Annotated in this window: 22 protein-coding genes and 2 tRNA genes; 3 read left to right on the top strand and 21 right to left on the bottom strand. The window is 41.4% G+C overall.

Annotated elements, in window-relative coordinates; translation table 11 throughout:
* Positions 1 to 2: 2 nt before the first annotated feature.
* Positions 3 to 1013, top strand: coding sequence for an outer membrane protein assembly factor BamC (gene bamC, locus BTN98_RS09310; protein ID WP_061000193.1), 1011 nt, complete (start codon positions 3 to 5; stop codon positions 1011 to 1013).
* Between the two features lie 81 nt (positions 1014 to 1094).
* Here the strand turns inward: bamC and lipA are convergent, their stop codons facing one another.
* The 12 genes from lipA to leuS form a co-directional block, all read right to left on the bottom strand.
* Entirely contained in the window at positions 1095 to 2066 is a 972-nt protein-coding gene (gene lipA / locus BTN98_RS09305; protein WP_061000192.1) for a lipoyl synthase, read from the bottom strand.
* A complete protein-coding gene (gene lipB / locus BTN98_RS09300; protein WP_061000190.1) occupies positions 2063 to 2713 on the bottom strand; it encodes a lipoyl(octanoyl) transferase LipB in 651 nt (216 codons plus the stop codon). The genes lipA and lipB overlap by 4 nt, the downstream gene beginning before the upstream one ends.
* 230 nt (positions 2714 to 2943) lie before the next feature.
* Entirely contained in the window at positions 2944 to 3225 is a 282-nt protein-coding gene (gene ybeD, locus BTN98_RS09295; protein ID WP_061000189.1) for a DUF493 family protein YbeD, read from the bottom strand.
* Between the two features lie 212 nt (positions 3226 to 3437).
* Positions 3438 to 4610: a serine hydrolase gene (locus BTN98_RS09290; protein ID WP_061000186.1), complete on the bottom strand. Its 1173-nt coding sequence runs from the start codon at positions 4608 to 4610 to the stop codon at positions 3438 to 3440.
* Positions 4611 to 4842: 232 nt separating this feature from the next.
* The gene (locus BTN98_RS09285; protein ID WP_061000184.1) at positions 4843 to 5706 is read right to left on the bottom strand and encodes a septal ring lytic transglycosylase RlpA family protein; all 864 of its coding nucleotides are present in this window, start codon (positions 5704 to 5706) and stop codon (positions 4843 to 4845) included.
* Between the two features lie 3 nt (positions 5707 to 5709).
* Entirely contained in the window at positions 5710 to 6831 is a 1122-nt protein-coding gene (gene rodA / locus BTN98_RS09280; RefSeq protein WP_061000182.1) for a rod shape-determining protein RodA, read from the bottom strand.
* Entirely contained in the window at positions 6831 to 8786 is a 1956-nt protein-coding gene (gene mrdA / locus BTN98_RS09275; RefSeq protein ID WP_061000180.1) for a penicillin-binding protein 2, read from the bottom strand. Before mrdA ends, rodA begins: the two co-directional genes overlap by 1 nt.
* A 6-nt stretch (positions 8787 to 8792) precedes the next feature.
* The gene (gene rlmH, locus BTN98_RS09270; RefSeq protein ID WP_061000179.1) at positions 8793 to 9263 is read right to left on the bottom strand and encodes a 23S rRNA (pseudouridine(1915)-N(3))-methyltransferase RlmH; all 471 of its coding nucleotides are present in this window, start codon (positions 9261 to 9263) and stop codon (positions 8793 to 8795) included.
* A 6-nt stretch (positions 9264 to 9269) separates the two neighbouring features.
* Positions 9270 to 9587, bottom strand: coding sequence for a ribosome silencing factor (rsfS, locus tag BTN98_RS09265; RefSeq protein ID WP_061000177.1), 318 nt, complete (start codon positions 9585 to 9587; stop codon positions 9270 to 9272).
* A 222-nt stretch (positions 9588 to 9809) separates the two neighbouring features.
* The gene (gene holA / locus BTN98_RS09260; protein ID WP_061000175.1) at positions 9810 to 10838 is read right to left on the bottom strand and encodes a DNA polymerase III subunit delta; all 1029 of its coding nucleotides are present in this window, start codon (positions 10836 to 10838) and stop codon (positions 9810 to 9812) included.
* Positions 10835 to 11488, bottom strand: a complete 654-nt coding sequence (locus tag BTN98_RS09255) for an LPS-assembly lipoprotein LptE (protein ID WP_061000174.1) — start codon at positions 11486 to 11488, stop codon at positions 10835 to 10837. The genes holA and BTN98_RS09255 overlap by 4 nt, the downstream gene beginning before the upstream one ends.
* A gap of 134 nt (positions 11489 to 11622) precedes the next feature.
* Complete coding sequence (gene leuS, locus BTN98_RS09250) at positions 11623 to 14196, bottom strand: leucine--tRNA ligase (RefSeq protein ID WP_061000171.1); 2574 nt, start codon at positions 14194 to 14196, stop codon at positions 11623 to 11625.
* A 169-nt stretch (positions 14197 to 14365) separates the two neighbouring features.
* On the opposite strand from leuS, the gene BTN98_RS09245 reads away from it, so the two are divergent.
* Complete coding sequence (locus BTN98_RS09245; RefSeq protein ID WP_061000170.1) at positions 14366 to 14935, top strand: zinc ribbon-containing protein; 570 nt, start codon at positions 14366 to 14368, stop codon at positions 14933 to 14935.
* Positions 14936 to 15003: 68 nt separating this feature from the next.
* Here BTN98_RS09245 and BTN98_RS09240 read toward each other — a convergent pair whose 3' ends face one another.
* The 7 genes from BTN98_RS09240 to mtgA all read right to left on the bottom strand — a co-directional run bounded on the left by BTN98_RS09240 (position 15004) and on the right by mtgA (position 22376).
* Positions 15004 to 15750 (bottom strand): lipid-binding SYLF domain-containing protein, encoded by a 747-nt coding sequence (locus BTN98_RS09240; RefSeq protein WP_061000168.1) that lies wholly within the window; start codon positions 15748 to 15750, stop codon positions 15004 to 15006.
* Positions 15751 to 15872: 122 nt separating this feature from the next.
* Positions 15873 to 17402 (bottom strand): apolipoprotein N-acyltransferase, encoded by a 1530-nt coding sequence (lnt, locus tag BTN98_RS09235; RefSeq protein WP_420874916.1) that lies wholly within the window; start codon positions 17400 to 17402, stop codon positions 15873 to 15875.
* A 26-nt stretch (positions 17403 to 17428) separates the two neighbouring features.
* A complete protein-coding gene (gene corC / locus BTN98_RS09230; RefSeq protein WP_061000167.1) occupies positions 17429 to 18301 on the bottom strand; it encodes a CNNM family magnesium/cobalt transport protein CorC in 873 nt (290 codons plus the stop codon).
* A gap of 82 nt (positions 18302 to 18383) precedes the next feature.
* A complete protein-coding gene (ybeY, locus tag BTN98_RS09225; protein WP_061000165.1) occupies positions 18384 to 18845 on the bottom strand; it encodes an rRNA maturation RNase YbeY in 462 nt (153 codons plus the stop codon).
* 3 nt (positions 18846 to 18848) lie between these two features.
* Positions 18849 to 19943: a PhoH family protein gene (locus BTN98_RS09220; RefSeq protein WP_061000163.1), complete on the bottom strand. Its 1095-nt coding sequence runs from the start codon at positions 19941 to 19943 to the stop codon at positions 18849 to 18851.
* A gap of 111 nt (positions 19944 to 20054) precedes the next feature.
* Positions 20055 to 21482, bottom strand: a complete 1428-nt coding sequence (miaB, locus tag BTN98_RS09215) for a tRNA (N6-isopentenyl adenosine(37)-C2)-methylthiotransferase MiaB (RefSeq protein ID WP_061000158.1) — start codon at positions 21480 to 21482, stop codon at positions 20055 to 20057.
* A gap of 165 nt (positions 21483 to 21647) precedes the next feature.
* The gene (mtgA, locus tag BTN98_RS09210; protein ID WP_061000157.1) at positions 21648 to 22376 is read right to left on the bottom strand and encodes a monofunctional biosynthetic peptidoglycan transglycosylase; all 729 of its coding nucleotides are present in this window, start codon (positions 22374 to 22376) and stop codon (positions 21648 to 21650) included.
* A gap of 171 nt (positions 22377 to 22547) precedes the next feature.
* Here mtgA and BTN98_RS09205 point away from each other — a divergent pair, with 171 nt between their 5' ends.
* Positions 22548 to 23708 (top strand): 2-octaprenyl-3-methyl-6-methoxy-1,4-benzoquinol hydroxylase, encoded by a 1161-nt coding sequence (locus BTN98_RS09205; protein ID WP_061000156.1) that lies wholly within the window; start codon positions 22548 to 22550, stop codon positions 23706 to 23708.
* Between the two features lie 203 nt (positions 23709 to 23911).
* Here BTN98_RS09205 and BTN98_RS09200 read toward each other — a convergent pair.
* A tRNA-Leu gene (locus BTN98_RS09200) sits at positions 23912 to 23996 on the bottom strand.
* A 34-nt stretch (positions 23997 to 24030) separates the two neighbouring features.
* Positions 24031 to 24107, bottom strand: a tRNA-Met gene (locus BTN98_RS09195).
* Between the last annotated feature and the right edge of the window lie 39 nt (positions 24108 to 24146).

The following is a 24146-nucleotide window of genomic DNA, read 5'->3' as shown; positions in this document are numbered from 1 at the left end:
AAATGAATTATAAATACCGGCTAGCATTAGCCGCTGTCGTAGTGACAAGCATTACAGCATGTTCTAGTGGTGCAGATAGTCGCCGTCAGGCAGCGCAAGATTTTAATTATCTTGATACGCCAGCACTTGAAAGTTGGACGTTGCCAGCAGGTGCTCAACCTTTTAGTAATACTAACTACACTATCCCACAACGTGTTTATAAGGGAGAAGTCGGTACTAAGGTTGATATTCGTCCACCGTTGCAGGTGCTAGAGTTGATCCCTGGTGTCACTTCAGCAATTGATGGTCAAGGCGTAACCTTGTTTATGCCGTCATCAAATGAGTTAATGAAGATCTGGCGTGTGACTCAGCAGCTGATTGCTGATAATAAAGTCGGTATTGTAAAACAAAGTGCTGATCGTATTGATACTGATTGGGTTTCTTGGACCAATGAAGATGAAGATACCAAGATCAGTAGCCGTTATACGATTGAAAAATCACCGAATATCAACAGTTACCGTATTACGTTAACCGATTGGCGCGAAGATGGTAAGGTTAAGCCTGTTAGCGCAGATAATAAGCGTCGCTATAGCATTTTAATGACCAATTTAGTGATGGCGAAATACGACAATATGTCTCGTGAACAAGCGCGTATTGCAGCGGCTGAGCAGTTGAAAAACGTGCCTATCATGATGGGTACTGATCGTAGCGGCTTACCTATTATTATTGCCCGCGCTTCTTATGATGATATGTGGGAACGTTTACCGGTAATGCTTCAAAAACTTGGCTTTACGGTTGAAGATCGTAATCGCTCACAAGGTTTGATTGATGTTAAATACCGTCAACCAGATGATGCATTTTGGACTAAGCTTGGTACAAAGCCTATGAACTTAACCAATGATAAGTATCGTATTTTGGTGGGTGATCTCGGTAACCGAACGTCATTAAATATTACGGATAATGATGGTAAGCCAGTAACAGAGTCAGTATTAAACTCAATTGCTCCCGTATTTGGTGCTGCTTTTGCTAAATAACTAATTTGTTATCTTGGTTATTAAAAAACCGCTTTAGTGAATGACTAAAGCGGTTTTTTATGGAAATTAATAACTAACCAATTATTTAATTTCAACGCCTTGAGCTTGTAGATCTGCATGGTAAGAAGAACGTACAAACGGACCACAAGCAGCATGTGTAAAGCCAAGATCAAGCGCGATTTGTTTTAATTCGTCGAACTCTTCTGGTGCTACGTAGCGTTCAACCGGTAAATGGTGGCGACTTGGTGCTAAGTATTGACCGAGGGTTAGCATGGTGACGCCATGTGCACGAAGGTCTTTTAATACTTGAATGATCTCTTCTTTTGTTTCACCTAGCCCCATCATTACGCCTGATTTGGTCGGTACTGTTGGGTGGATTTCTTTAAATTTCTTTAACAGATCTAACGACCATTGGTAATTAGCACCAGGGCGAGCTTTACGGTATAAACGTGGAGCTGTTTCAAGGTTATGGTTAAATACATCTGGGGCTGTATCACGGAAGATATCCAATGCTCGATCCATACGACCACGGAAATCAGGCACTAAGGTTTCAATGTGGATTTGGGGACTTTTTGCTCGAATATCATTAATACAATCGACAAAATGCTGAGCACCACCATCACGTAAGTCATCACGATCGACAGAAGTGACAACTACATAGCGTAGCTTCATGTCGGCAATTGTTTGCGCTAAATGACTTGGTTCTTCTGCGTTGGGTGGTAACGGACGACCATGGGCAACATCGCAAAATGGACAGCGGCGAGTACAAATAGCACCTAAAATCATAAAAGTAGCTGTGCCATGATTAAAACATTCAGCTAAGTTTGGACAAGATGCTTCTTCACATACAGAGTGAAGATTGTTTTTTCGTAGCGCTGATTTGATTTCTTGAATGCGCTTACTGTCAGATGGCAGTTTTATTTTCATCCATGAAGGTTTACGTAACACCTCTTTGGGTGCTTCTTCTTGGGCAACATTACGCACCGGAATCAATGCCATTTTATCAGCATCGCGGTATTTAACGCCTTGTTCAATTTTAATTGGTTTGCTCATAGTTGATTGCTTTCCGTCATCCACTCGACGTGTGAGTAGTCGAGTAATTTTGTTAATTCTTCAATGAGTACCGGCTGAACTTCCATCAATTCATTGGGACCATTTAATAACGCAGTTTGCGTCATTTCCATTCCAGAATAACCACAAGGGTTAATTCGTTGAAAGGGGGCCAAATCCATATTTATATTAAGTGCCAGACCATGAAAAGAGCAGCCGCGCCTGATCCGTAATCCTAATGAGCATATCTTGCGATTGTCGACATACACACCGGGGGCATCAGGGCGAGCATTAGATGTAATCCCAAATTGAGATAAGGTATTAATAACTGTGTTTTCGATGTGGCTGACTAAGTCACGAACACTGAGTTTTTTTCTGCGTAAATTAATCAATATATAAGCGACTTGCTGACCCGGGCCATGATAGGTCACTTGACCACCACGATCACTCTGTACCACTGGAATATCACCTGTATTGAGTAGGTGTTCTAGTTTTCCAGCTTGGCCTTGAGTAAAAACTGGGTGATGCTCAACCAGCCATACTTCATCGGCAGACATGTCGGTGCGGTCGTTAGTGAACTGATGCATAGCATCAAAAGTGGCTTGATAATCACAACGGCCCAGATTTCTAATAATAAGAGATGTTTGCAAATTTGTGCCTATTTATTGATATAACGCAAAGCGCCATTGAATGGCTGTGAACGGAGTTATTATACCTAAACTATTTAAATATGCATGATTAACCAGTTATTCACTTATTATTAATATATTTGACAATTACATTGTGAGTCTATTAAAGAGGGGAAAAGCTGCGAGGAAGGTAATGAGGCATAAAAAATGGCGACTAAGAGATAGTCGCCATTGGTTGTAGTATTAGATTGTTATAGTACAACACGCACAATATCGATAGCGCCAAGTTCTTTGTATAGCGTTTCAATTTGTTCAATATTAGTTGCGTTAACAGTCACAGAGACTGCTGTATAAGTCCCTTTACTGCTTGGCTTTGTCGTTGGAACGTAATCACCAGGGATTGTTTTTTGAATAACTTCAACAACACGATCAGCCAATTCTGGTTTATTCTCACCCATAACTTTAAAGGCAAAGCTACAAGGGAATTCAAGTAAATCTTTAAGTTTTGGTTGCTCTTTATTTAAATCTTGCATAATAGAACTCCAAGGTTCAGGTTTTTCTGGTTTTACACCGTGGTATAGATCACAAATCACGGTAATATGCTGGCATCTTAATGCGTCAGTAGCTGGAAAACAAGGTTGTGATTATCTTGGTTATTAGAAAATGTGTATGCAGGCTTGTAAACTTAAAGAAGCCGCCCGTTGGCAGCTTCTTTATTTTGGCTGGTGGGTGCTATTACAACAACTTAAAACCAGCTTTGGATAAGCATTTCAACATAGTCAACCAAGCGGCTAAAGAAACTACCTTGCTTTACTTCTGTCAATGCAACTAATGGGTATTGCGCGATATCAGTATCACCTAAGCGGTAATATAGTGTTCCCATCACCTCACCTTTTTTAATCGGTGCTTTAAGCTCTTTCGTTAATACGAAGCTTGCTTTTAAGTCTTTCGCTTGGCTACGAGGAATGGTCACATAAGTATTTTCATTAACACCTAGATCAACTTTATCGGTGTTACCCATCCAGACTTTTTCAGTCACAAATGTTTGATCTTTTTTATACGGCGTTAGCGTGGTGAAGAAGCGAAAGCCATAGGTTAATAACTTTTTACTTTCAGCAAGGCGAGCATGTTTACTTGCAGTGCCCATCACTACGGAAATAAGGCGCATGTTGCCTTCAGTTGCAGTGCTCACCAAGCTGTAACCAGCATTGTCTGTATGGCCTGTTTTTAAGCCATCAACATGCATGCTTTGATCCCATAATAAACCGTTACGGTTATATTGGGTAATGCCGTTATAGGTGAATGATTTTTCATCATAGATCTTAAATTCATTTGGTAGATCATGAATTAATGCACGTGCAAGAACAGAAAGATCGTAAGGTGTCGTGTATAAATTTGGGTTATCGAGGCCGTGCACATTAGTAAAGTGGGTTGATTTCATGCCTAGATTTTTTGCCCAGCCATTCATTAGCTCAACAAAAGATTGTTGTGAGCCTGCAATATGCTCGGCCATTGCAACACAAGCATCATTACCTGAGTCAATAATAATACCGCGATTTAAATCAGAGACTTTAACGGTTTTACCCACTTCTAGGAACATCTTTGATGAACCTGGGAAATTTTTAGCCCATGCATTTTTACTGATAACGACATTATCATCGGGAGAAATATTGCCATTTTTGATTTCTTGACCGATAACATAGCTAGTCATTATTTTAGTTAGACTGGCAGGCGCTAATTTTTCATTTTGGTTATGACCAGCAATGATTTTGCCTGAGTTGTAGTCAACAAGAATATAACCTTTGGCCGCAATTTGTGGAGCTTCAGGTACTACTGCTGGAGATGCAGCAACAGTAGCTGAAGCCAACAGAGTGGCAGAGATGGCTACAGAACGGAAAAGCACAGCGGTTTTTTTCATGATATATCTAACTTTAATTAATCTGTGGCTAAAAAGTGGGCTCACTATAACAGATAACACATAGGCAATCAGTGCCTGAACGGAAGTTTCCACAGTTCTGACATAGGGAAATGAAGATTAGCATTGATGGGATTGTTATGGCTAAGAGTAATAAAAAGCCTATAGTTATATGATTTAAATAACAAACTATAGGCTATTGGTATGATTACAGAATAATAATAATAAGGTTAAATTATCGTTTTTCCGTGATCATAAATGCTTGCGGATAATGCTTATTTTTTACTTGCTTGAGCAATAATTCAGCATCTTTATGATCTAAAAATGGTCCTAAGCGAACGCGGAAAATAGCTCGATCAGTAATTTTTTCAATATCAACACTGGTGCTGTAATGTTGTTTTACTTCACGCTGCATTTGATCTGCTTTTTGTTGGTTATTAACCGCAGCTAACTGAATAAAATACTGAATTGGAATTGGTGCTTTTTTTATTTCAGCTTTAGTTGATGGTTTTGGCACCGTTATTACTTCAATTTTTACTGGCGCAGTACCATAGCTGATCACCCCTAATTTAGACGCTGCGGCCATACTTAAATCAATAATTCGACCATCATGGAATGGACCACGATCATTAACTCGTACAATCACTGATTTATGATTAAGGGTATTGGTTACACGTACGAAACTTGGTAGCGGTAAGGTTTTATGTGCCGCAGTCATCGCGAACATATTATACACTTCACCGTTAGCGGTTTTATGGCCATGAAATTTTTCACCATACCATGAAGCAAATCCTGTTTCAGTGTACCCCTTAGGGTTTTTTATAATATGGTAGCGCTTACCGCGTAGAGTATAGTCTTTATTACCACCGCGGCTATAAGGTTCGTAATGAGGAGTAATTAATTTTACTTTGGAAAAATCAGGAACAACCTTAGGTGCGCGATCATCTTTAAGAGAATAACGCCCAGCATTAGGGTCATCGGTATTAGGTTTAGCGACTTTAGTGTTTGTATCCGGCTTAGTTTGTGGCTGTTGAGTTTGTTCAGGCGAAGAACTACACCCAGCAAGGATCAGGAAAAAAATTACAAATAGTGAACGCATTTATTAGGTCGCCTTAGACAACATTTTTCTATGAGTGTGAATAGACATCAGAATACCAAAACCAGCCATAAGAGTAACCATTGAGGTTCCGCCATAACTGACTAAGGGAAGTGGAACACCCACAACAGGCAATAATCCACTTACCATTCCAATATTAACAAAAATATAAACAAAGAAGCTGAGTACGATACTACCAGCCATCATCCGCCCAAATGCAGTTTGAGCACGGCTTGCCAGTAACAATCCACGTCCAAGCACAAACAAATACATTGCTAATAAACCGATAACACCAGTTAATCCCCATTCTTCGGCGATGACCGCGAAAATAAAGTCAGTATTACGTTCAGGAACAAATTCTAATTGTGATTGCGTACCATGGAGCCAACCTTTACCAGTGATTCCTCCTGAACCAATGGCTATCTTTGATTGAATAATGTGATATCCGGCACCGAGAGGGTCTGACTCAGGATTAAATAAGGTCATTACTCTTGTGCGTTGATAGTCATGCATCAGAAAGAACCATAACACAGGAATAAAGGCACCGAGTAATACCAATGCGCCAATTATCACTCGCCAGCTAATTCCTGACAGAAACAGAACAAATATCCCCGATGCGGCGATCAAAATTGATGTACCGAGGTCAGGTTGCTTAGCAATTAAGATGGTAGGAGTGAAAATCATCACTAACGCAATAAAGATATGTCGAAAAGCCGGGGGCAATGGACGATTACCAATAAAACGTGCCACCATTAATGGCACCGCCAGTTTTATCAGTTCTGATGGTTGAAAACGAATAAACCCTAAATTAAGCCACCGTTGTGCACCTTTAGATACCTCTCCAAATGAAAGCACGCTCATTAGCATTACCAAGCCGATACCAAATAAATATGGTGCCCATGCCTCATAGTGACGCGGTGCGATTTGAGCTAATAACAACATTACCCCAAGCGATAATCCCATTCTTATCGCTTGACGTTCCATCATCGGCATACTTTGGCCACTGGCACTGTACATGATCACTAATGAGAAGCTCATGATCGCGAGTAAGCCTAATAACAATGGAATATCGATATGTAAGCGATCACTTATTGTTGGCTTTTGACCCGTTGTTGCCATGATGCTCATTAACGTACCTCTGCGGTTGCTTTGATTAGTGGAATTACTGGTGACGGTATGTCGGCAGGGGATTCTATCAGCATGTGATCAAATATTTTGCGTGCAATTGGTCCGCCATTACTTGAACCACCACCGGCATTTTCCAATACCATAGCCACCACAACTTGAGGTTTTTCAAATGGTGCAAAAGCAGTAAAGAGTGCATGGTCACGTAAATGTTCTTCGAGCTCATCGGCATCGTATTTTTGGTTTTCAGCTAAACCAAATACTTGGGCAGAGCCAGATTTACCACCTGCTTGATAAGGGGTATCGTAAAATGCTTTACGCGCAGTACCACGATTTCCATATAATACTCGGTGCATTCCTTCACGTGCGATTTCCCATGTTTGAGGGGTCACACCAGTAATGGGCGGAAAATTTTCAAATTCAGCCGGTGCTTCTACTTTGTTATCAATGATATTTTTAAGTAGATGCGGGCGATGAACAACACCACTGTTAACTAATACTGAGGTTGCTTTGGCTATTTGTAAGGGTGTCGCAGTCCAATACCCTTGTCCAATACCAACAGGAATAGTATCGCCTTGATACCAAGGGCGTTTATGGCGTGTTTGTTTCCACTCTCGGGTTGGCATATTGGCTTTACTTTCTTCGTGAATATCAATACCAGTATATTCACCATAACCAAACTTGTTCATCCACGTTGATAGACGATCAATACCCATATCATAGGCAACCTGATAGAAGTAAGTATCGACAGACTCTTCAATCGCTTTATAAATATTGACTCGGCCGTGGCCCCAACGTAGCCAGTCACGGAATTTACGACTGGTTGAGTTAGGAATTTGCCACCAACCTGGATCATTACGCGTGGTGTTGGGAGTAATAACCCCTTCGGTTAATGCAGCCACGGCAATTAATGGTTTAACCGTTGATGCTGGCGGATAAATGCCAAGCGTGACGCGGTTAACCAATGGTCGATCGGGGTTATTTAATAAGGCATTGTATTTTTTACTTGAGATACCGCGCACAAATAAATTGGGATCATAACTAGGGCTTGAGACCATGGCTAAAATCGCATCATCTTTAGGATCTAACACCACAATTGAGCCGCGTTTGTGCTTAATGATTTCTTTTCCGGTTTCAGGATCAATTTTACGTTCAGTTAATAAGCTTTGAACATATTGCTGAAGTTTAATATCAATATTGATCTTGATATCTTTACCTGGAATTGGCGGAATATATTTTAATGTGCGAATAACACGTCCACGGCTATTTACTTCAACTTCTTGATAGCCAGATGTACCGTGTAATAGTTTTTCGTAATAACGCTCAAGACCGAGCTTACCCATATCACGAGTGGCTTTGTAATTACTGAGTTGTCCAGCTTTATCCAGTTTTTTAAGGTCACGATCGTTAATTTTAGCGACATAACCTAGAACATGCGTTAAGGCATCACCATAAGGGTAATAACGTTTTAAGTGCGCTTTAACTTCAACACCAGGAAGACGATGTTGATTAACAGAAAATAGTGCTACTTGCTTTTCATTGAGATGATCAAGAATGGGCACTGATTTAAAGCGACGGGTACGGCGACGTTCTTTTTGGAAATTAGCAATGTCTTCATCAGTAATACCCATGATCTGTTTTAGATCGGCAAAGGTTTGATCAAGTTCAGAGACTTTTTCAAGCGTGATTTCAAGACTATAGATAGGTCTATTTTCAGCTAATATAACCCCATTACGGTCGTAAATTAAGCCGCGATTAGGGGATACTGGGACAATTTTAATGCGGTTATCATTGGAGCGGGTTTGATAGTCCTGATGCTGCTCAACCTGAATGTGGAATAGATTGAATAGCAGCAGGCCTACAAGTATGGCTATACCAATAAATGAGACAAGAGCTCGACGAAAAAACAGTGCCGACTCAGCGCGATGATCGCGGATCTGGGTTCGCTTTTGTCTCATTGATGATTATTCCCTGTGGTACGGATGGTTAGCCGTGACACTCCATGCACGGTATAAGCTTTCTGCCATTACCACACGCACTAATGGGTGTGGTAGCGTAAGTGGTGATAATGACCAGCTTTGTTCTGCCGCTGCTTTACATGCAGGAGAAAGTCCTTCTGGTCCGCCGATCAAAATTGATACATCGCGTCCATCTAGTTTCCATGCATCCAATTGTTGTGCCAGTTGTCCAGTATCCCAGCGTTTACCGGGAATATCGAGTGTGACAATACGGTTGCCTTTCGCAACTGCAGCTAACATTGCCTCGCCTTCTTTTTGCAAAATGCGAGGAATATCAGCGTTTTTGCCACGCTTTCCTGCTGAAATTTCAATTAATTCCAGTGGCATATCTTTAGGGAAGCGGCGGCTATATTCTTTATAGCCTTCCTCAACCCACTTTGGCATTTTAGTACCAACAGCAATCAGTTGAAGCTTCATGATCAATTAGCTCCAAAGCTTCTCCAGTTGGTATAGTTCACGAGCATCTTCTTGCATGATATGCAGCATAACATTGCCCATATCAACGATAACCCATTGACCTTCTTTTTCGCCACTGATGCCGAATGGAGGAAAATCAACTAATTTAGATTCTTTGTTTACGTGATCAGCGATAGATGCCACGTGACGGTTAGATGTACCTGTACAGATAACCATAAAATCGGTGATGCTTGATTTACCGCGAACATCAATAGTTACGATATCTTGTGCTTTAATGTCGTCAATTTTATCAACAATGAAATCGTGTAGTTCTTGTACCTGCAAAGGGATTCCCTCACTTGAGTGTTAGTATAGTAGTGGCCGAATGACGCTATAATTAGCATCGGTAATGTCAAATAGACATACTGACCATGAATTGTGCCGCAGTATACCATGCTCTTATCAGACCGCGATAAGAGGACAAGGTTCAGACGGTATTTTTTCACATGTTTGTTGGACGATTTAGTTCAAATAAGTAAAAAGTCGCGATTTTGACCTGTATTGAGACTACTTCATCGGTTGTAAATGGGTTGGAACACCACACATTTCTGCACATAAGCAACTCAAGGCTGACCATGGCTGAGTGTCGTAGTCAGTTTTGACTTGAATTTCTAATAGCGTCAGCTGGCGAATAATAGTAACTAAGGTCGACAGCGGTAGACGATGTAATGCGCCAATATACATTTCACGACGATTTTGCCACACTCTAAATTGCTCAAAAATGAGGTTTAAAGGTGTGCCTTTTTTGCCCATTTCTTGCATTTTATACAGTTGGGTTAGTTCTCGTTGCAAAGTACGCAATAAAATCGTTGCTTCAACTCCTTCAGCTTGCAATTGACGTAATATGCGCTGGCTACGTTTTGCTTGTCCGGCTAATAGCGCGTCAATCAATTGAAACGGGGTGTAGTGATTATGGCGACTTAATGCTTCTTGCAAGCGTACTATTGTTAGCATGCCATCAGGGTAAAGCAGCACTAATTTATGTAAGCTTTGCGATAATGCCAGTAAATTACCTTCATGCCATTGGGCTAACATTTGTACCGATTCATGATCGGGCTTTAAGCCTAACTGCTGACAGCGGCCTTGAATAAAGCGCGGCATTTGGCGTGGATCAGGCGTATTGCACGGTACATACAAACCAATATTATCAAGTGCTTTAAACCATTTGGTCATTTCTTGCTTTTTATTAATTCTTGGTCCGGTAAGTATTAATAAAATATCAGGATGAAGGGCGTTAATAACCTCAATTAATGCTTTAGCTTGATTGGCATTTAAGCCTGTTTCGGCAATTTCAAGTTCGATAATTTGTTGTGCTGAAAATAAGCTCATCGCATGGCAGCAATCTAACACGGCATTCCAATCGATACTATTATCGATAGTAAAGGCATGGCGTTCGAGAAAGCCTTGTTGCTGGGCGATAAGCTTAATACTATCGCCCGCTTCTTGTTTTAATAACAGCTCATTACCAAACAGTAAATAAGCCTGACGCAGGCCTTTTGTTAGCTGCTGCGTCAGTTGTTCTGGGTAGACTCTCATTGCGCGTTGTGATCTTGTTTTTTATGTATAACCGCAGGTGTGGTGGTAATTGTGGTAGTGCTACCATCTTTAATTGAAACTTTTTGCTTCTGCAAGATTTGGTTTAATTCCGCATTTAATTTATCTTCTTCCATCTTATTAAAGACAGTGGTTAGACGTGCGAGTTTACGCATGATTTGTTGCGCTGCTTGTTCACGCATCACATCAATTAACTCATCACGCTCTACAGATTTTGCTAATGCTGAAAGTGGGTTATCTAAGAAAGTACGCGTAACTTTAGTGCTAAATTGCTCAATACCTTGATTTGGAATAGTGACAGTATAGTTAACGGTTAAGGTTAAATCATATTCTGCTTTACCGTTATTTTGGTACAACGATAACGTACTATCGCCAGTTGATTCACTGGTGATATTAAGGTTTGGCACTGTTGCTGCTGGTTTTACTTCTTCAATACCATGCAGTTTAAATTGGTACTTCACCATACGAGTTAATTTACCGTAGGGGTCAAAACTGGTTAATGATAATTTAGCAATTCCCTCTGGTAGCATGTAGTTACCACGAAGGTGAAAACCACAAGAAGCTGTTGTAAGCGCGAGAAGAGTAATGATAAGTAGTCGAGTTAGGCTGTTGGCCGAGAAAAAACTTTTCACGAAAGTCAGCTCCTTGAAATAAAAGAAGGTGCGCTAGGCGCAAAATTAAAGATGACTGTAATTATAAAGATCCCCGCAAAAGCGGGGATCTTGAGGTTATTGTCATGTTAGTCGAGCTAACATAGTAACCTTGATTAGTTTGCTACGATGTTCAGCAGTTTACCTGGTACATAAATAACTTTACGCACGGTATTGCCATCAGTAAAGCGTGTTACGCCTTCTTCAGCCATAGCAAGTGCTTCTACTTGCTCTTTGGTTGCATCTGCCGCTACGGTTAATTTAGCACGTAGTTTACCGTTAACTTGCACAATAATCAGTTTTTCATCTTCAACCAATGCCGCGGCATCAGCTTGTGGCCATGCTGCATGGTCAATGTCTGTTTGACCTAGTGCTTGCCACATTTCAAAACAGATATGCGGTGTCATTGGGTAAAGCATCGTTACAATCGCTTTTAGTGCTTCATCAAGAATAGCACGATCTTGTGCTGATTCTTGTGGCGCTTTAGCAAGCTTGTTCATTAATTCCATGATTGCAGCAATCGCGGTATTGAATGTCTGACGACGACCAATATCATCGCTTACTTTAGCAATTGTTTTATGGATATCACGACGCAGTGCTTTTTGATCGCTGCTTAATGCTGCGGTATCAACGGTAGTCGCTTGACCTTTTTCTGCATGTTCACGTACCAGTTTCCAAACACGTTTAAGGAAGCGGTTAGCACCTTCAACGCCAGATTCTTGCCATTCAAGTGTCATGTCAGCAGGTGATGCAAACATCATGAATAGACGTACAGTATCTGCACCGTATTTGTCGACCATCTCTTGTGGGTCGATACCGTTGTTTTTAGACTTAGACATTTTGATCATGCCTGAGTGCTCAACGTTGTGACCTTGAGAATCAACAGCAGCAGTAATACGACCTTTGCCATCACGCTCAACAGTTACATCTGTTGGTGCAACCCACTCTTTACCACCTTTTTCTGTGGTGTAGAAGAACGCATCAGCCAATACCATGCCTTGACACAGTAGTTGCTTAAATGGTTCGTCAGAGGTTACGTAACCTGCATCACGAAGTAGTTTGTGGAAGAAACGTGAGTACAATAGGTGCATACACGCGTGCTCAATACCACCAACATATTGATCAACAGGTAGCCAGTAGTTCGCTTTAGCAGGATCAAGAATATCATCTGCTTGTGGTGAACAGTAACGTGCGTAGTACCAAGATGACTCCATGAAAGTATCAAAGGTATCTGTTTCACGTAATGCAGGCTCGCCATTAAAGGTGGTTTTTGCCCACTCTTTATCAGCTTTAATTGGGCTGGTTACGCCATCCATTACCACGTCTTCTGGAAGAATAACGGGTAGTTGATCTGCAGGTACTGGATGAACTTGACCGTCTTCAGTGGTTACCATTGGGATTGGTGCACCCCAGTAACGTTGACGAGAAACGCCCCAATCACGTAGACGGAAGTTAACAGTTTTCTTGCCTTTGCCTTGTGCTTCAAGCTTAGTTGCAATCGCATCAAATGCTTGTTGGAAGTTTAGGCCGTCAAATTCACCTGAATTGAACAGAACACCTTTTTCAGTGTATGCCGCTTCAGAGATATCACACTCACTACCGTCTTCTGGCTTAATAACCGCCATGATGTCGATGTTGTATTTAGTTGCAAATTCAAAGTCACGTTGATCGTGCGCAGGAACTGCCATTACCGCACCTGTGCCGTAATCCATTAATACGAAGTTAGCTACGTATACGGGTACTTCACGGCCATCAAGAGGATGGATAGCGATTAAGCCAGTGTCCATACCTTTCTTTTCCATGGTTGCAAGCTCAGCTTCTGCAACTTTGGTGTTACGGCACTCATCGATAAAGGTTGCTAGGGCTGGGTTATTTTCAGCCGCTTTTGCAGCCAGTGGGTGACCTGCTGCAATACTAACAAAAGTAACACCCATTAGAGTATCAGGACGAGTCGTGTAAACTTCTAGATCGTCTTGACCTTTAACGTTAAACGTTAGCTCAACACCTTCAGAACGACCGATCCAGTTGCGCTGCATGGTCTTAACCATCTCAGGCCAGCCATCAAGGGTATCAAGATCGTCAAGCAGTTCTTGGGCATACTCAGTAATTTTAATGAACCACTGTGGAATCTCTTTTTGTTCAACAGGGGTATCACAACGCCAGCAACAGCCGTCTTCTACTTGCTCGTTAGCCAGTACTGTTTGGTCATTAGGACACCAGTTTACAGAAGAAGTCTTCTTGTATACCAAGCCTTTGTTATACAGTTTAGTGAAAAACTCTTGTTCCCAACGGTAGTACTCAGGAGTACAGGTTGCGAATTCACGGCTCCAATCGTAACCAAAACCTAATAGTTTAAGTTGGTTCTTCATGTATTCGATGTTTTCGTAGGTCCACGGCGCAGGTGCGGTGTTATTTTTTACTGCTGCGTTCTCTGCTGGAAGACCAAATGCATCCCAACCAATTGGCTGCATGACATTTTTGCCTTGTAAGCGTTGGTAGCGAGAGATAACATCACCGATAGTGTAGTTACGCACGTGACCCATGTGCAAGCGACCACTTGGGTACGGGAACATAGAGAGACAGTAGAATTTTTCTTTATTAGGATCTTCACTAACAACAAAGGTCTTATTGTTATCCCAATGTTCTTGAACTTTTTGTTCAATGTCCTGTGGACGATATTGTTCTTGCATCGATGACATCCAGAATTTTGTGAGTTTAATACAAACACATTCATTGTAATCGACATAGGATAACCAAAGGTAAAGGTGTCAACAATAGCTGATAGCGATTCGGCGACCTTAATCTTGTATTTGGACGTAATTACGTAATTATTTCGCACATTGGCTGAGGATTAATCCCATGACTAAGCAACAAAAGCAGTATGAAGCAGTATTAGAAAAAGTAACTGAAGCGCTTAAGCATAGTCCAGAAGAGCTAAAGAAGTTTTTTAGAATGACTGAGCTTTATGGTAAAGCGGCCAGTGATATGACGAAAGATGAACTGGCGTTGATTGAAGCGTATATCAAAAATGACCTTAAAACGACCGAGCTTTATGGTAAAGCGGCCAGTGATATGACCAAAGATGAGCTGTCATTAGTGGAAGCTTATGTCAAAAGCGATCTAAAAACGTTTACTGAAGAAGTGAAAAATAGTTCACAGCCATTCAGTGAAAGTCCATTTTATAAGTTAGTTAGCGAAAGTATTTGGAAAAATTTAGCAGAAATTACCGATAAGACCCAACTAGAGTGGATTGAAGTAATGGAAGATATTCAACATAAAGGTGTTTACCAAGCGGGTGAATTGGTTGGATTGGGTAATTTAGTCTGTGAGCAATGTGGTCATACTCAGATGATCACGCATGTGACACGTATTGAACCATGCGTAAAATGTGGTTGTAAGCAATTTTCACGTTTACCATTAAACCCATAATGGGTACTGTGATTTATCGCAATTAAAAACGCAGCGCCATAAACGCTGCGTTTTTTATGTATTGATATTTAATAATCTGGTTGCTCAATGGTATCTACCACTACGGCTGAATCTGCGGGCTTAATAGTATTAGCCGGTTTTTGTAGCTGCTGTTGTTGCTGAGGTGCCGCTTGAGTTGGCTGGTAGTCTTGATTAAATTGAGGCAATACTTGGTCATAGCCTTTGATTTCACGGGTCGCAGCTGTCATTGGATCATAAGTGAATTTTTGACCCGCTAACGATGCTTCAATCATTGCGCCACCTTTGGTGCGGGTAAAGATAGCAACACCATTGATGTAGCTTTTAGTCATGTAATCACTGCCAGCATGCATACCAGCGCCTGCGGTACCGACTTTTGCTGATGCACCTTCATCTAAGGCTACTGCTGATGCTTGAGCATCAAGTTCTAAACCGCCATCAATAAAGCGATCATAAGCACGTTTATCTTGAAAGAATAGAATTTCGCTAAAGGCTTGGCCACCAAATTGTAACCCAATCGATAATTGGTATAACTTAGCAAATCCCATTGCTTTATTAGCTTTAAACACCACGCCTGAGCCATAAGCACCACCAACCCAAAAGCCACCTTTGCCCACTGATGGAAACACAGCATACCCATAAGCAGAATGGAAAAAAGGTTGTGTTTGTGGAGATCTGTAAAAATGTGCTAATGCATCTTTAGTGTCATTTTGTTGTTCTTGAGCAAGTGCTTGGGTTGATAGCATCAGCATCAATAATGAACATACGCTAATAAATAATTTGTATGGTACTTTCATCTGTTGTTCCTTATCGTCGCCATAGGTGGTTAAGACCTGCGGAGTCGCAGCAGTTATTTATTATAATAATTTAACAAATTTGCTGTAAAAAAAAGGTGAAGTTATTAACTTCACCTTAGAGTTTATTCTTTTTCTGTTGGGCGTAAGTCACGGAAATGTCCGCGTTTACGCCGAATGAGTAGCCAAGATAACGCTAATGCCCATAAACAGTAACCGTATAATGGCCAGCTGCCTAAGGTGGTATAAGGTGTCATTCCTATGGTTGGAATCACTTTATCTTTTAATACGCCAGTGACAAATTGTGGTAATTCTTTGGTGATATGGCCATTATGGTCAACCACGGCAGTAATCCCTGTATTTGTTCCACGTAACAATGGCTTACCAAACTCAAGCGCTCGCATTTGGGCAATTTGCATGTGTTGGAACGGTCCGATTGAGCGCCCAAACCAAGCATCATTAGACAGGGTTAGTAGTAACTCTGTTTCTTTGGTGATGTTCTCGCGAATTTGCTCACCAAAAGCAATTTCGTAACACAGTGCAGGCGCAATAGAATAACCATGAGCTTGAATATTCGGTTGAATATAAGCACCACGACTAAATGACGACATCGGTAGGTTAAAGAATGGCGCTAACGGACGTAGAATACTCGCAAACGGCACAAACTCACCAAAAGGTAATAGGTGATGTTTGGTGTAACGGGTTGCGGTGTTGTAGTTATACGGGCCGTCGGCATCGACACCTAGAGTTAAAATATTATTGAAAAATTCGCCATCAGCTTTTTGATCTAAAATACCGGTGATCACAGTGCTGTTATTAGCGCGTGCGGCAGCATCGAGATTTTGCAAGAAGGTTGGAATATCTTCTTCAAGTGCAGGAATGGCAGCCTCAGGCCAAATAATAAGATCAGAACCCCAATTGTCGCGAGTCAGATCCATATATTTCATCAAAGTTGGCCAACGATGACTTGGCAGCCATTTTTCTTCTTGAGAAATATTACCTTGGATCAGAGCCACAGTAACACTGTGTTTAGGATCGGGTTTTACCCACTGCGGAATACCAGCTAATATAGCTAAGATTGCCACTAAAATAGCAACCAATAATGGACGCCAGTTACGGTAATAAATGGTCGCAACAATTGAGCCCGAGATAAGCATCAACGCAAGGGTAATGCCTTCGACACCTAAGATCGGTGCAAAGTGTGCCAATGGTGTATTGAGCTGGCTATAGCCCATCCACAACCACGGGAAACCAGTAAACAACCAACCTCGAATCCAATCAAGCAGCAGCCAAATAACAGGACCGGATAGTAATAATTGATGGAAAGGACGTTGGCGGTTAAAACGATTAAATAAATAGCCAAATAGCGCCGGATAAAGCGCGAGGTAGCTAATCAGTAACACCATTAAGAACATACTGGCAATTTTAGGCATACCGCCAAAGGTATCAATGCTGACATGTACCCAGCTGATACCAGTACCAAACATGCCTAAGCCATAAAAAAATCCAATTAGTGCTGAACGTTTAGGGGATTGTTTCTGTAATAAAAATAAAAACAGAATCAAAGTTAATGGGGCAATAAATGCGTAGTCATAAGGGGCAAAAGACAAGGTCGCAATTGCGCCCGCAGGGACAGCTGCAAGCAACTGTCCCAACAAGATGAGTGTTTTTTTGTCATCATTTACGGAGTAATGGTAGGTTGAAATGCTTCGTCAGGTACCGTTACTTGTAACTGGATAATGCGGCGGTTATCAGACGAGGTCACTTTAAAGGAATAACCATTAACTTCAACGACTTCACCGCGCGATGGCAAGTGACCAAAACTCATCATTACAAGTCCACCGACAGTATCGACTTCTTCATCACAGAATGAGGTTTGGAACAGTTCATTGAAATCTTCAATGGTTGTTAATGCTTTTACTGCATAGGTATGTTTACTTAATTGGCGAACATCTTGCTCTTCTTCGTCATCAAATTCGTCTTCGATTTCGCCAACAATTTGCTCAAGAATATCTTCAATCGTAATAACACCAGATACCCCACCAAACTCATCAACCACAATTGCCATATGGTAGCGTTCTTCGCGGAACTCTTTTAATAATCGATCGACACGCTTACTTTCCGGCACAACAACAGCGGGACGTAATACTTTATCGATATCAAAAGGCTCACTGTCAGGTAATAAATAACGCAGTAAGTCTTTGGCTAATAAAATGCCTTCGACATGGTCTTTATCATCACTAATAACAGGGTAGCGAGAGTGTTGGGCTTCAACAATTAAATCAATTAGATCTTCTAACTTCTGAGAACGCTCGACAGTCGTCATTTGTGAGCGTGGAATCATAATGTCCCGCACTCGCATTTCGGCTATTTCCATCACACCTTCGAGCATGTCGCGAGTGTCATGATCTATCAAATCGTTTTCTTCCGAGTCACGGAATACTTCAACTAATTCTTCACGGTTTTGTGGTTCACCTTGAAAAAGTTGGCCAATACGTTCAAAGAAGGACTTTCTACTCGGACCTTCAGTTGTTGGAGAATTATCTTCGTTCATTATTTACTTTATCAATTAAGTGGACATAGCCACGGAAATGCGGCTTAGCTTAGTAAACCGCGGAATATATGTCGGTATATTACTACTTTTCAGAAATATAAGGATCGACAAAGCCCATGTTTTGCATGATTTCTGTCTCTAATGCTTCCATTTCTTCTGCTTCGTCATCCTTAATATGATCATAACCTAGCAGATGCAGACTGCCGTGTACAACCATATGTGCCCAATGCGCATGCAGTGGCTTTTGCTGTTGAGCCGCTTCAGCTTCGACCACTTGACGACAAATAATTAAATCACCCAGTAAGTCAATTTCAACGGCTGGTGGTGCTTCAAAAGGAAACGACAGCACATTGGTTGGGCGATCTTTACCACGGTATTCAAGGTTTAGTGCATGGCTTTCTTGTTCATCAACCAGACGAATTGTCACTTCTGCGTCGGCTTGAAATGGCGTTACAGCCGCATTTAGCCATTGTTGGAATTGAGCTTCCGTTGGTAATCCCGCTTCGTCAGCTGTTGCAAGTTGTAGATCAAGGTAAATCGCCATTAGTTACTCTTTTTGTGATTCAATTTTAGCAGCGGTTGCCACAGCGAATAAGGCGGCTTCTTTGGCTTCTTGCTCTGTGCGACGACGTTGTTCTGCTTGTTTACGTTGCTTTTGGTCTTCACTTTCCCACACTTCATAAGCTTGCACGATACGAGCAACCACAGGGTGGCGCACAACATCATTAGCTAAGAAGAAGTTAAAGCTAATATCCTCAACATTAGATAATACTTCAATTGCATGACGCAGGCCTGAACGTGCGCCACGCGGTAAATCGATTTGAGTCACATCGCCAGTGATCACGGCACGTGAATTAAAGCCAATACGGGTTAGGAACATTTTCATTTGTTCAACGGTGGTATTTTGGCTCTCATCTAAGATAATAAACGCGTCATTGAGGGTGCGGCCGCGCATATAAGCCAACGGTGCGACTTCAATTACATTACGTTCAATCAGCTTTTCGACACGTTCAAAACCCAGCATTTCAAATAGTGCATCATAAAGCGGGCGCAGATATGGATCGACTTTCTGGCTTAAATCACCGGGTAAGAAACCTAACTTTTCACCTGCTTCAACCGCAGGACGGGTTAGTAGAATACGGCGAACTTCTTGGCGCTCAAGGGCATCAACGGCCGCAGCAACAGCAAGATAAGTTTTACCTGTACCTGCAGGTCCTACACCGAAAGTAATATCGTGTCCGACAATATTGGCAATGTATTGGGCTTGATTGGGTGTACGTGGCTTAATGATCCCTTTTTTGGTTTTGATATGAACTTCTTTACCAAAAGGAATGGTGGTTTCTACCGTTTGCTCTAGTACGCCTGAAGCTTTAATCGCAAGATGAATATGATCAGGTTCAATATCAGGAATGTTGTTATGTACGGGAGCCGTATCAACATAGAGATCTTTAATGATATTGGTGACAGCTTCGGTGGTGTGCGGTTGACCAACAACACTAAAGTGGTTGCTGCGGTGATTGATTTCAACCCCTAAACGACGTTCTAACTGTTTGATGTTGTCGTCAAATGGACCACAAAGACTAGATAGACGCTGATTATTCGCAGGCTCTAAATCAAATTCTACAGTAATTATTTTGCTCAAGGTTTGCCTCTCATTGAGGTCGCCTATTAGCAGGCGACCATGTTTTCAGGGCATGCGGGTTACTTTAAATAACGCATATAACAGTCTCGATGAGACGGCCATTATTACGCATTATTCTGGAGTATATACGCCTACACCTAAGTCATCTTCACGGCGCGTTTTTGCCATCATTGCTGCTGGTGACATTGCTACGCGAAGATCCATTTCTGCTTCTGTGCGAACAAGTTCGCCACGCAATGAGTTAGTAAATACATCAATGATTTTGACATCAACAAATTGACCAATCAATTCAGCAGAACCTTCAAAGTTCACAATTCGGTTATTTTCTGTACGACCACGTAATTCCATCACATTTTTACGCGATGGACCTTCAACTAAAATACGTTGCTCTGTGCCTAACATTTGACGTGCATGGCGCATCGCTTGACTATTTAGTTGTTGTTGTAGGGCGTAAAGACGCTCTTTCTTTACTTCCTCTGTCAGATCACAAGGGTAATCTGCGGCAGGCGTACCTGGACGAGGTGAGAAGATAAAGCTATAACTAATATCAAAGTCGATATCACGAATAAGCTTCATGGTATCTTCGAAATCTTGATCAGATTCGCCAGGGAACGCGACAATAAAGTCTGAACTCATGGTGATATCTGGACGTACTTTACGTAATTTACGGATTTTTGACTTATATTCAAGCACTGTATGAGGGCGCTTCATCATTGTAAGAATACGATCTGAACCACTTTGTACTGGTAGGTGTAAGTAATTAACCAGTTCAGGGGTATCTCGGTAAACATCAATAATGTCATCAGTAAATTCAATCGGATGACTGGTTGTGTAACGTACGCGGTCAATACCGTCTATCGCTGCCACTAAACGTAGTAGTTCTGCAAAGCTAGCAAGTTCACCATCATGAGTAGGGCCACGGAATGCGTTAACATTTTGACCAAGTAGGTTAACTTCACGTACGCCTTGATCTGCCAGTTGAGCGATCTCAAATAATACGTCATCAATAGGGCGGCTAACTTCTTCACCACGGGTGTAAGGTACAACACAGTAAGTACAGTACTTAGAACAACCTTCCATGATAGAAACAAACGCTGTTGCGCCATCAGCACGAGGCTCTGGCAAGCTATCGAATTTTTCAATCTCTGGGAATGAAATATCCATCACGGTTTTTTCATTTGATTGAGAGCGTTTAATCATCTCAGGCAAACGGTGTAGGGTTTGTGGGCCAAAGATCACATCAACGTAAGGTGCACGTTTGCGAATTGAATCACCTTCTTGGGTCGCCACGCAGCCACCAACGCCAATCACTAGATCGGGCTTTTTATCTTTTAGTTTTTTCCAGCGGCCTAGCTGATGGAAAACTTTCTCTTGTGCTTTTTCACGGATCGAACAGGTGTTAAGTAGCAGAACATCTGCTTCTTCTGGGATTTCTGTTAACTCGAAGCCATTAGCAGCATTAAGAAGATCGGCCATTTTTGATGAATCGTATTCGTTCATCTGGCAGCCCCAGGTTTTAATCAGCAGTTTCTTCGCCATCTCTCTTCGCTCGTAGTGTTGATTCATTACATTCAGATTACGGGCTGACAGGGTTACATTACTTTTTTAAGTAACGCCCTGTAGCAAGCCGCGTATTGTACTGCTTTAAACTCGGTCTGACTAGATCATCACCACCCTGAAAAATTTGTGGTCTTTTGATAGCAGCTAACGATAAAGATGGAACGATTTAAAAAGTGATTGTTCATCATAGACTTTATCAAGCGTTCCCATACCTAATTGACGCATTTGTTTACGGATCCATAATGTACGTTGATAAACATAATTGCTCATTGGGCTAGCTTTTATTTTATACGGATCCGGTAATACTGCTGCTAGCTGCGCCGCTTGTTGAACGCTAAGACGTCTGGCTGGAATATGGAAAAAATGTTCACTTGCCGCTTCAATACCATAGATCCCTGGTCCAAATTCAATCACGTTTAAATACATTTCTAAAATACGATCTTTGCCCCAAATGACCTCCATCCATAATGCAAAATATAGTTCGATGCCTTTACGAATATAAGAATGCCAGGGAAATAAAAATACATTCTTAGCTGTTTGTTGAGTAATAGTACTTGCGCCGCGGCTAGGACCATTTTTACCACTGTGCTCTAGTACTGATAAGGTAGCGTTGATATTGATACCATGATGCTCAGGAAAAGTTTGATCTTCCGATGCAATAACGGCCAACTGCATATTTTTTGAAATCTGATTCAAATTTACCCATTGATGCTGAGTTTGGGCTGGATAACCTTGAGGTGGAAAGAGAGTACGGTTTATTTCCCAGCCCCAAAATGGCGGATTAATAAATTTTAAAATAACAATTAATATAATAGGTATAATAAGAGCACATAAAATAAGTTTAACAATAAAGCGTTTAAAGCCTGCCAGCATAGTGATTTGATTCCTTTCAGCAGTAAGAGATCATGGCCTGAGTGGGTGGTTAACGGCAAATACATTACTGTAGTGAGCTGTTAAGCGTATTTTCTTACACAATTATTCAGCATAATGGTTTGCAAGATTATAACTAAATAACAAGCCAAGACATAATAGGCAGATGAAAATATGGAACAATATGATGTTATTGTTGCTGGTGGCGGTATGGTTGGCGCGGCAGCTGCAATCGGTTTAGCTCAGCAAGGATTTGAAGTTGCAGTTATCGAAGGTTACGCACCTGCACCTTTTGTTGCTGAACAAGTGATGGATTTACGAGTATCTGCGATTTCGCCATATTCAGTGGCACTATTAGAACAATTAGGCGCATGGCAAGCGGTGTTAGCGATGCGTTTATGTCCTTTTAAACGGCTTGAGACATGGGAACACCCAGAATGTCGAACTCGCTTTAATGCTGATGAAATGCAACTGCAACAATTGGGTTATATTGTTGAAAATCGCGTGATCCAATTAGCACTATGGCAGCAATTTGAACAATACGACAATATTCGTTTATTGTGCCCTGCAACCATGGCCGCTGCGACAGCAATTGATGATGGTTATCAGGTTGAATTAAATGATGGTGCATTGATTAAATGTAGTTTATTGATTGGTGCAGATGGCGCAAACTCGCAAGTACGCCAGCAAGCGAGTATTGGTATTACTGCATGGGATTATCGTCACCATTGTATGTTAATTAACATTGCAACGGCGTTACCACAACAAGACATTACTTGGCAGCAGTTTACCCCTGCGGGTCCACGTTCATTTTTGCCGTTATCTGGTCATCAAGGATCGTTAGTTTGGTATGACAGCCCAGCGCGTATTCGACAATTGTCAGCCATGCCGTCACTGCAATTACAGGCCGAGATAACTGCTGCTTTTCCGTCAGAATTAGGTGATTTTACGGTACTTAACCATGGCAGTTTTCCATTAACCCGTCGCCATGCACAAACGTATTATAAACCGAATGTAGTGCTACTTGGTGATGCTGCCCACACTATCAATCCATTAGCCGGCCAAGGGGTGAATTTAGGTTTTAAAGATGTTGGTTGTTTATTAGAAAAAATCAGTCAGGCTGGTAAAGACTGGCAACAACCGCAAGTTCTGGCAAAGTATGAGCGTTGTCGTCGACCAGATAATTTGCTGATGCAAACAGGTATGGATTTTTTCTACAGTACTTTTAGCAATGATATTGGACCATTAAAGTTATTACGTAATGTCAGTTTACGGATTGCAGATCATACTGGTGGTATTAAAAAACAGGTACTTAAATACGCGATGGGTATTTAAGCACAGGGTACATTTCTTTTTTAATAGAAGTTTATTGGATAGAGCTGGTTGCTGTGAACTGATTTAATCTGTTATCCAGATAGTGAAGATAATAAAAAAGCCGCAAACAAATTAATATTGTGTGCGGCTTTTTTATGTCTGCTAAATGGTAATTACTGTTTAGCAGATAAAAGAAAACCTACTCAAAGAGTAGGTTTCTAATATGGTGCGGAAGGAGAGACTTGAACTCTCACACCTTGCGGCGCTAGAACCTAAATCTAGTGCGTCTACCAATTCCGCCACTTCCGCAAATTTTTATTCTTAACTGTAATCAGAAAAGAAATGGTGGCTACGACGGGATTCGAACCTGTGACCCCATCATTATGAGTGATGTGCTCTAACCAACTGAGCTACGTAGCCAACATAGAATACTGAAGTTAATCAATACTCTTAAAGAGT

The organism is Photobacterium aquimaris (assembly GCF_002954455.1).
Taxonomy (GTDB): domain Bacteria; phylum Pseudomonadota; class Gammaproteobacteria; order Enterobacterales; family Vibrionaceae; genus Photobacterium; species Photobacterium aquimaris.
This window is presented reverse-complemented; position numbering and strand designations above follow the sequence as displayed.